This is a genomic window from Streptomyces sp. NPDC058955, from assembly GCF_042741435.1.
Lineage (GTDB): Bacteria > Actinomycetota > Actinomycetes > Streptomycetales > Streptomycetaceae > Streptomyces.
Genome location: NZ_JBHYKM010000227.1, coordinates 1 through 4,009, shown reverse-complemented (window position 1 = coordinate 4,009; position 4,009 = coordinate 1). Strand labels below are relative to the sequence as shown.

Below are 4,009 nucleotides of genomic sequence, written 5' to 3'. Positions count from 1 at the left end.
GGGGCGAAGTCGAGTTCGCCGCCACCGCCGTCCGGGCCCCCCCCCCCCCCCACACACGCGCACTCAGCCCCCCCCCTCCACTCCCCCCCCCCAACCCGCGCGGGCCCTGTCCCGCCCCCCCGTGGGGCCCCGGGGGCGGCTTGCCTTCCGGGCGGAGATCATCCATGATTGTTGAAAGTAGAACTAACTCGTGGAGAGGGGTCGGGGATGGGCGGCACGGAGATCGAGGTCCTCACCGCGCGGGACGTCCCGCTGGGCGGACCGCGCGCGATGACCGTACGGCGGACGCTGCCGCAGCGGGCCCGTACGCTCATCGGCGCCTGGTGCTTCGCCGACCACTACGGCCCCGACCGGGTCGCCGAGTCCGGCGGCATGGACGTCGCGCCGCACCCGCACACCGGGCTCCAGACGGTCAGCTGGCTCTTCAGCGGCGAGATCGAGCACCGTGACAGCCTCGGCACCCACGCGTACGTCCGCCCCGGCGAGATCAACCTCATGACCGGCGGCCACGGCATCAGCCACACGGAGGTCTCCACCCCGGACACCACCGTCCTGCACGGCGTGCAGCTGTGGGTCGCGCTCCCCGACGAACACCGCCACGCGGCCCGCGACTTCCAGCACCACGCCCCGCGGGCGTTCCGCGTGGACGGTGCCGAGCTGCGGGTCTTCCTCGGCACCCTCGCCGGCGACACCTCGCCCATCCGCACCTTCACCCCGCTGCTCGGCGCCGAGGTCCTGATCGACGCGGGCGCCACCGTCACCCTGGACGTCGACCCCGGTTTCGAGCACGGCCTGCTCGTCGACGAGGGCGACGTCAGCCTCGACGGCACCGTCCTCAAGCCCGCCGAGCTCGGCTACGCCGCTCCCGGCCGCACCACGGTCACCCTGGCCAACGCCTCCGACCGCCCGGCCCGGACCGTCCTGCTGGGCGGCCCGCCGTTCGAGGAGGAGATCGTGATGTGGTGGAACTTCATCGGCCGCAGCCACCAGGACATCGTCGAGGCGCGCGAGGAGTGGGAGCGCGCTTCCGACCGCTTCGGCGAGGTGACCGGCTACCCCGGCGACCGCCTGCCGGCGCCGGCCCTGCCGAACGCCGTGATCACGCCCCGCAAGAACCCCGCCCGCCACTGACACCGCGCCACCCCCTCCCGGAAGGACCCCCATGAGCGAGCAGACCACCTCCGCCCCCGTCGTCCGTCGCGTCGACGCCCGCCACCGCTACGAGATCCTCGTCGACGACCAGCGCGCCGGCCTGACCGCGTACCGCGACCGCGACGACCGGCGGGTCTTCTTCCACACCGAGATCGACGACGCCTACGCGGGCCAGGGGCTGGCCTCGGTCCTCGTCGAGCAGGCCCTGACCGACGTCCGCGCCTCCGGCATGCGGATCGTCCCCGTCTGCCCGTACGTCGCCAAGTTCCTCAAGAAGCACGAGGAGTTCGCCGACATCACCGACCCCGTCACCCCCGAGGTCCTCACCTGGCTCGACGGTCAGCTCGGGCGCTGACACCCCGCCCTCCCCGGGGCGCGTAGAGTACGCGGGGGCGCGGCGCGATCACGAGGAGTCGTCTTGACCTCGGTCAGCCTTGAGCACGCCACCGTCCCCGCCGACACCGGCGAGGTCACCCTGCTGATAGCCCGCCGGGTGGACCCCGGCTACGAGGCCGCCTTCGAGCGGTGGGCGAAGGGGATCCTCGACACCGCCGCGACCTTCCCCGGCCACCTCGGATACGGCCTCTTCCGCTCCTCCGGCGGCGCCGCGCCCTGGTTCCTCGTCCACCGGTTCCGGGACGCGGAGGCGTGCCGGACCTGGCAGGAGTCGCCCGAGCGGGCCGCCTGGTTCGCCGACTGCGCCGGTCACCACCACACCGAGATCGCCCGGCGGAAGCTGACCGGCATGGAGACCTGGTTCGCCGAGCCCGGCTCCACCCGGCCCGCGCCGCCGCGCTGGAAGATGGCCGTCAGCGCGACCCTCGCGATCTATCCGATCTCCGTCCTCGGCAGCCTCTTCCTCCTCCCCCACCTCACCGCCCTCCCCCTCCTGCTCAGCAGCGCGGTCACGGCCGGGGTGTTCAACGTCCTCATGACGTACGCGGCGATGCCGGCCGTCAGCAGACTCCTGCGCGGCTGGCTCACCCCGTGACCGCCCCCGCCCCTACGGTCGGCGCGCGAGCCGGTCGAGCGCGGCGAGGACCGGGGCGACGCCGTCCTCCTCGGCCAGCCGGTCGGCGAGCGCGCGGGCGCGGGCCCGGTGGGAGCCGTCCTCCGTCGCCCGGCGCAGGCCCCCGGCCAGGGCCGTGGAGGTGAGGCGGCGCAGCGGCAGCACTCCCGGAGCGGTGCCCAGCGCGGTGAGCCGGGACGCCCAGAACGCCGCGTCGAACTGCACCGGCACGGGCACGGAGGGCACCCCGGCCCGCAGGACGGCGCCGGTCGTGCCCGCTCCCGCGTGGTGGACGACGGCGGCCGTCCGGGGGAAGAGGAGGGAGTGGGGCACCTCGTCGACGGTCAGGATGTCGTCGCCGTCCCGGGCGTCCAGCCCGGCCCAGCCGCGCTGGACGATGCCGCGCACGTCCGCCGCGCGCAGGGCGGTGACGATGGCGCGGCTCACCCGGTCGGGATCGGGGACGGTGGCGCTGCCCAGGCCGACGAAGACGGGCGGCGGCCCGGCGGCGAGGAAGTCCTCCAGTTCCGGGGAGAGCCGGCCGGTGCGGTGCGGCCACCAGTACCCGGCCACCTCCAGCTCGGCGGGCCAGTCCCGGGGCCGGGGGACGACGAGCTCGCTGTAGCCGTGCAGCACCGGCCGTGGCCCCGGGGAACGGCGTGCCGTCACGAGGCCGTGCCGCCGTCGCAGCGACCGGACGGCGTGGAGGAACAACAACTCCACCGACGTCATGACGGCCTGTCCGCTGAGCCGGTTGCCCACGCTGCCGAGGGGCCGGGCCCCGAGGACCGGGGCGGGGAAGTCGGCGGTCGGGTGCAGCGGCTGGAGGTGCAGCCCGAGGGCGGGGACCGACAGGGCGTCGGCGATGGCGTACCCGAGCGGGCCGAGTGACCCGCCGACCAGCAGGACCTCGCCGTCCCGCGCCGCCTCCACGAGGGCCGCCGTCATCTCGTCGGCCACCTGCCGGGCCATGGAGGCCAGCCGCACGAGCTTTCCGGCGCCGGTCCGCGCGTCGTGCAGCCGCCGGCCGTGCGGGGAGTGCAGCTCGGCCCGGGGGTCCACGGGCAGCGGCCGGAACCGCACCCCCGAACCCGCCACCAGGGGTTCGAAGATCCCGTGCGTGGCCAGCGTCACCTCGTATCCGGCCCGTACGAGACCGGCACCCAGACCCGTGTACGGCGCGACGTCGCCCCGCGATCCCGCCGTCATCATCACGATGCGCACGCCGCCCAGTCTGCCCCACCGGGGCGCGGCGCCCCAGTACCCCGCACGATCGGGTCGGCACCGACGGGCGCCGTCAGCCGTCGAGCCGCGCGATCACTTGCGCGCGGATCACCTCACCGGGGCGCCGCATGCGCTAGGAAAGGGACACGACATCCGCACCCCGTCCCCGGAGGGAGCCACCGTGTCCGCTGAGCTCAGCGACAGGCTCAAGGAACTGCTCGACGGCCCCGTCTTCGTCTCCGTGTCCACCATCCAGCCCGACGGAAGCCCGCAGGCGTCCCCGGTCTGGGTGAAGCGCGACGGTCACGACATCCTGTTCTCGACGACCGTGGGGCGGCGCAAGGAGCTGAACCTGCGCCGCGACCCGCGTGTCACCGTGCTGCTCCAGCCGTTCGACTCCCCGTACGAGTACGCGGAGATCCGCGGCACCGCTCTCATCACCACGGAGGGCGGGCAGGAGTTGATCGACGAGCTGTCGATGAAGTACAGCGGCAAGGCGTACCGCGACTTCAACCCGGCCTCGGTGGACGACACCCAGCGCGTGGTCGTCCGGATCACCCCGCGGAAGGTCGTCGGGCGGATCTGAGCGGCGGGGGGGGGGCGGCCCGGGCGCCCGCCCCGCCC

5 protein-coding genes are annotated in these 4,009 nt (G+C 74.4%); 4 read left to right on the top strand and 1 reads right to left on the bottom strand.

All coding sequences use genetic code 11. From position 1 onward, the window contains the following. Window positions 1–207: 207 nt before the first annotated feature. The 3 genes from ACFW1I_RS38110 to ACFW1I_RS38100 all read left to right on the top strand — a co-directional run bounded on the left by ACFW1I_RS38110 (window position 208) and on the right by ACFW1I_RS38100 (window position 2,143). Window positions 208–1,131: a pirin family protein gene (locus ACFW1I_RS38110; RefSeq protein ID WP_384678683.1), complete on the top strand. Its 924-nt coding sequence runs from the start codon at window positions 208–210 to the stop codon at window positions 1,129–1,131. Window positions 1,132–1,162: 31 nt separating this feature from the next. Further along, on the top strand, window positions 1,163–1,507 hold the full coding sequence (locus ACFW1I_RS38105) for a GNAT family N-acetyltransferase (protein ID WP_384678680.1): 345 nt from the start codon (window positions 1,163–1,165) through the stop codon (window positions 1,505–1,507). A 63-nt stretch (window positions 1,508–1,570) separates the two neighbouring features. Beyond that, a complete protein-coding gene (locus ACFW1I_RS38100; RefSeq protein ID WP_384678677.1) occupies window positions 1,571–2,143 on the top strand; it encodes an antibiotic biosynthesis monooxygenase in 573 nt (190 codons plus the stop codon). A 12-nt stretch (window positions 2,144–2,155) separates the two neighbouring features. On the opposite strand, the gene ACFW1I_RS38095 is transcribed toward ACFW1I_RS38100, so the two are convergent. Next, a complete protein-coding gene (locus ACFW1I_RS38095; RefSeq protein WP_384678685.1) occupies window positions 2,156–3,370 on the bottom strand; it encodes a glycosyltransferase in 1,215 nt (404 codons plus the stop codon). A 196-nt stretch (window positions 3,371–3,566) separates the two neighbouring features. Here ACFW1I_RS38095 and ACFW1I_RS38090 point away from each other — a divergent pair, with 196 nt between their 5' ends. Further along, window positions 3,567–3,971, top strand: coding sequence for a PPOX class F420-dependent oxidoreductase (locus tag ACFW1I_RS38090; RefSeq protein WP_384678674.1), 405 nt, complete (start codon window positions 3,567–3,569; stop codon window positions 3,969–3,971). Window positions 3,972–4,009: the final 38 nt, after the last annotated feature.

Excerpts from the sequence above, each read along its gene's own strand:
- ACFW1I_RS38110 (WP_384678683.1), top strand. The coding sequence starts at position 208 with ATGGGCGGCACGGAGATCGAGGTCCTCACCGCGCGGGACGTCCCGCTG.
- ACFW1I_RS38105 (WP_384678680.1), top strand. The coding sequence starts at position 1,163 with ATGAGCGAGCAGACCACCTCCGCCCCCGTCGTCCGTCGCGTCGACGCC.
- ACFW1I_RS38095 (WP_384678685.1), bottom strand. The coding sequence starts at position 3,370 with ATGACGGCGGGATCGCGGGGCGACGTCGCGCCGTACACGGGTCTGGGT.